Origin of the sequence: Collinsella aerofaciens (genome assembly GCF_040926405.1) — a bacterium.
In the GTDB taxonomy this organism is placed as follows: Bacteria; Actinomycetota; Coriobacteriia; order Coriobacteriales; family Coriobacteriaceae; genus Collinsella.
In genome coordinates, this window is sequence record NZ_JBCOIG010000022.1 from 1 (window position 1) to 4,587 (window position 4,587).

The 4,587-nt window shown below is 63.4% G+C and carries 4 protein-coding genes; all 4 read right to left on the reverse strand.

Annotated features, from left to right (window positions below):
* Positions 1-519: RsmD family RNA methyltransferase (locus AB5758_RS07810; protein WP_368155478.1), on the reverse strand; the 519-nt coding region annotated here is incomplete at its 3' end.
* The gene (locus AB5758_RS07815) at positions 516-2,693 is read right to left on the reverse strand and encodes an ATP-dependent DNA helicase RecG (RefSeq protein WP_368152577.1); all 2,178 of its coding nucleotides are present in this window, start codon (positions 2,691-2,693) and stop codon (positions 516-518) included. The genes AB5758_RS07815 and AB5758_RS07810, both read right to left, overlap by 4 nt.
* A 10-nt stretch (positions 2,694-2,703) precedes the next feature.
* Complete coding sequence (locus AB5758_RS07820) at positions 2,704-4,365, reverse strand: DAK2 domain-containing protein (protein WP_006234030.1); 1,662 nt, start codon at positions 4,363-4,365, stop codon at positions 2,704-2,706.
* A 27-nt stretch (positions 4,366-4,392) separates the two neighbouring features.
* Positions 4,393-4,587: Asp23/Gls24 family envelope stress response protein (locus AB5758_RS07825; RefSeq protein ID WP_497506242.1), on the reverse strand; the 195-nt coding region annotated here is incomplete at its 5' end.

A 4,587-nucleotide genomic window follows, 5' to 3' on the forward strand; every position in this document is an offset into this window, starting at 1 on the left:
GGTCTCAAAGCCGGCCGGGTGAGCGCCCGTATCGGCCGCGGCGTGCTCAAAGAGCGCGTAGGCACCCTGCGCAAGCAAGCCTTGCTGAGCTAGGTTCTGTAGCAGCTCCTCGACCGGCTCAGCACCAAAAGCATAGGGCGGGTCGAGCAGAACCAGGTCAAAGGGACCGCCCGGCACGCGGCCGCGCGAAGCGCTTGCCAGCACGTCGCCCGTCACCACGCGCCAGCGTGCACGGTCGCGGCAGAGCGACTCGATATTCTTGGTAATCAGACGAGCAGCGTTGCGATCGATCTCGAACGTGGTGAGCGAGCGGGCACCACGCGAGAGCATCTCGATGCCCAAGGCGCCGGAGCCGCCAAAGGCATCCAGCACGCGGACCTCGTCCAGATCGAAGTCGAATGCCGACATGACCATAGATGCGCACGCCTCGCGCACGCGATCGGTCGTGGGGCGGGTGACATCGCGACCACGGGGCTCCTCGATCTTACGACCGCGCCATTCGCCGCCGATGATTCTCATCCTCCGCTGACCTCCTTAAAGATGTGTCGATACCGCATGGCGACCGCATCGCGCAGAGGACGCGTCGCCACGGAGTCAAGGTTGCAAGCATACCGCAAGAGCTCGACCGCGTCCAAATGGGCCCATTCGATCAATTCCTCGTCGGCATCGAGGTCAACAAAGCGCAAGGTCACGCCGCCATGCTGACGGTACCCCAGGATTTCACCCTCGTGGCGCAGACGCAGGTCCATCTGGGCGAGCGTAAAGCCGTCCGAGGTCTTTTCGAGCGACTGGAGACGGTCTTGTGCCGCCGATGCGCCGCCGTTGCCCTTGGAGTGCGTCATGACCAGGCACGTGCCCGACACGCCGCCACGGCCCACGCGGCCGCGCAGCTGGTGCAGGGCAGCCAAACCAAAGCGCTCGCCGTTCTCGATGACCATGACGGTGGCGTTGGGCACGTCAACGCCCACCTCGACCACCGTAGTCGAGACGAGCACGTCAATCTCGCCACGCTTGAAGGCATCGATAACCTGGTCCTTCTCCCCCGCTGGCATGCGGCCGTGGAGGCGCTCGATAGTGAGACCCGGCAGCGTCAGACGCAGGCGGTCGAGCTCGGTCGCCGTATCGTGCAGCGGCACGGGGACCGTCACGCGGCCCTCCTCGTCGCGGGCGATACCGGGCACGTCCTCCAACTCATCGGCCGAGTCACTCGGCTCCACGAGCGGGCAAATCACGTAGGCCTGCTGCCCCTTCTCGTGCGCCTCGCGAATGGCGCCATAGGCGAGGTCGCGGCTCGACTCGGTGAGCACGCGTGTCGACACGCCAGCGCCAGGGACGGGCCGATGGCGGATGATGCTCGTATCCAGATCGCCGTAGACCGAAAGCGCCAGCGTACGCGGGATGGGCGTTGCCGTCATAACGAGCAGATCGGCACCGGGGCCCTTCGCGCGTAGGGCGTTGCGCTGGCCAACGCCAAAGCGGTGCTGCTCGTCGATGACAACAAGCGACAGATGCTTGAACGCAACGTTATCCGAAAGCACCGCATGGGTGCCAAAGAGCACGTCAAGCTCGCCCGATTCCAGCTGGGCATGGATGCGCTCGCGCTCTGCGGCCGGCGTGGCGCCCGTCAGAAGCGCCCAGGACATGCCGGCCTGCGAGAGCAGAGGGCCGGTCTTATCGGCATATTGGCGCGCCAGCACGCCCGTGGGCGCCATAACGCAGGCCTGCGTGCCGCTATCGGCAGCCACAGCCAGCGCGCAGGCGGCAACGGCGGTCTTACCGGTACCGACATCGCCCAGCAGCAGACGGTTCATCACGCGCCCGCCATCGCACATGTCATGCAGGATGTCTTGGAATGCGGCCTCCTGCTCGTCGCTCAGCGAAAACGGAAGGGCCTGTTTAAGCGCGCCCAGATGCTCGCCCGCAGTGTGGGCATAGGGCACCACATCGACCAGGCCGCCGTCGTTGCGCAGACGCAGCGCCAGCTGCAGGTAGAGGCACTCCTCGTAGGCAAGACGCCGGCGTGCAATGTCGCGCTCAGCCATGCTCGAGGGAAAGTGGATCGAACGCAACGCGCGGGCATTGCTCATGAGCTTCCGCTTTGCGCGCAGCGGCGCGGGAATCGGATCGAACGGATTGCCGACGACCTCGAGCGCGCCGCTTACGATGCGGCGCATCCACGCCTGGCTCACGCCATCGCTCACGTAATGGACCGGCAGAATGGTGCCTGCGGCGCGCCCGTCCTCGAGCTTTTCAAAGTGGGGCGAGGCCATCTGCTTAAAGCCGTAGGCAAACTCAACCTTACCCATCACGGCCAGGCGATCGCCCCGCTTAAGCTGCTGGGCAATCCAGGGCTGGCGGAAAAAGGCGACCTGCAGCACGCCCGTGTCATCAACGAGCGATACCTCGGTCACCTGCATGCGCGGACGAGGCTGCTTTTGAACAATGCGATCAACCGTGGCAATGATGGTGCACACGGTACCGATGGGCGCCATCTCGATGGACCAAGAGCGGGTGAAGTCCAGATATCGATGTGGGATATGGAGAAGGAGGTCCCCCACCGTCCGAATTCCCAGACGACGAAGGGCCTCCTCACGTTTACCCGAAACATATTTGAGTCGCGCGATATCCTCGCCGAGCGCATTGCTCTGGGCAAAGCGCTCCGAGACGCGCGGCACGGAGCACAGCTCGGACATGGGCAGTTGCCTACTCGATCGAGAAGATCACGGGATAGAGCGGCTGCTCGCCACGGTGGGCATCAATCTCCAAGTCGGGCTGAGCTTCCTCGATGGCGTCGACAATCTCCTGGAAGGCCTCGTCGGACAGTTCCTCGCCGGCCAGAATCGTCAGCGCGTCGCCTTCCTCTTCCTCCTGCATACGGTTGATGCAGTCGAGGGTGACCTGTTTCACATCGGAGCCGACCACGTCGATGGAACCGGCGATGATGCCCATGACGTCACCGGAGTGAATCGGAGAGCCGTCCGAGGCGCTGGAATCGCGCACGGCGCGGGTGACCTCGCCATCACGGACCTCGCTGATGGCGTCGACCATAGCGGCGACGGCGTCCTCGAGCTCGGAATCGGGCAGGACGGCGAACAGCGCGGAGAACGCCTGGGGAACGGTCTTGGTGGGAACGACGGCGACCTTCTTATCGGTGCAGGCAGAGGCAGCGGCCTCGGCAGCCATGCGGATGTTACCGTTGTTGGGCAAGATGATGACCGAGGTCGCGTTGACCTGGTCGACGGCGCCCAGCAGATCGGCGGTCGAGGGGTTCATGGTCTGGCCACCCGAGACGATCACATCAACGCCGAGGGACTTGAGGATGTCGGCCTCGCCCGAACCGGCGGCAACGGCGACAAAGCCCAGCGCCTTGGCGGGCTCGGCAGCCTTCTCCTGGTCCTCATGAATCTTGGCGGTACGATCGTGGGCCTCCATCTCCATGTTGTGGATAAAGACCTCGTAGATCTGACCAAGCTGCAGCATGTGCTCGAGCACCAGGTTGGGGGTGTTGGAGTGCACGTGAATCTTGTAATCGGGGTAAGCGCCCACCAGCAGCTCGCAGTCGCCCATGGAGCCCAGGAACTTAAGGCACTCGTCCTCGTCAAACGGGGCGTCTGCCTTAAACAGGAACTCATTGCAGTAACGGAACTCCGAGCCCTCCCAGTCGTCATTGGCCTCGATCTCAACGCGGCCAAGAGCGGCATCGCGGGCAGAGCCGGCGGAGTCAAACGTAGCGGAGAAATCCTCGACAACGGTGCTGCGGCCAAGAGCGGCGGCAACAAAGTTCTCCAGGAAGATGGCAAAGCCAAAGGCGCCGGAGTCGACCACGCCGTTCTCCTTCAGAACGGGCAGCAGGTCGGGCGTGCGAGCAACGGACTGGTACGCCTCGACGACGATAGCATCGAGCGCATCCTCGGCCGAGAACTTCTTCTTCTCGCACTCATCGGCCTTGGTCGAGACATCGCGCAGGACCGTGAGGATCGTGCCCTCGATGGGCTTGCGGACAGCCTGGAAGGCAACCTTGACGGCGCGACGGAAGGCGAAGGCAATGTTGGCGGACGTAATAGGCTCGTCGGCAGAGACAAGACCCTCGGCCACGCCGCGAAGAATCTGCGAGGTAATAACGCCGGAGTTACCGCGAGCGCCCATGAGAGAGCCGTGGGTGATGGCACCGGCGATGGCCTCCATATCGGCATCGGCGGGAAGGGCAGAGAGCTCCTTGGTCACCGAGGCGAGCGTGAGCGACATGTTGGTGCCGGTATCGCCATCGGGTACGGGGAAGACGTTGAGCTTGTTGATCTCCTCGGCCTTGTCGGAAACGGCAGCCGCAGCGATCGGAAAACAGGTGCGAATGGTCTTTGCAATCATGGGTATTTGAATCTCCGTTTTCGGATGCTAGTTCAGACGGCTCTTGAGCGCGTCGATATGGATGCCGATCTTAAGGCTGGCGGGATCGATCTGGGCGATCTCCTGCAGGGTGAAGGCAACGGAGCTCGAAAGATTGTGGCAGACGGACTTCATGTTGACGCCGTTCTCGAGCACGACGTGAAGATCGACCGTAAGGCCGTTCTCGTCGGCGGAGACAAGCAC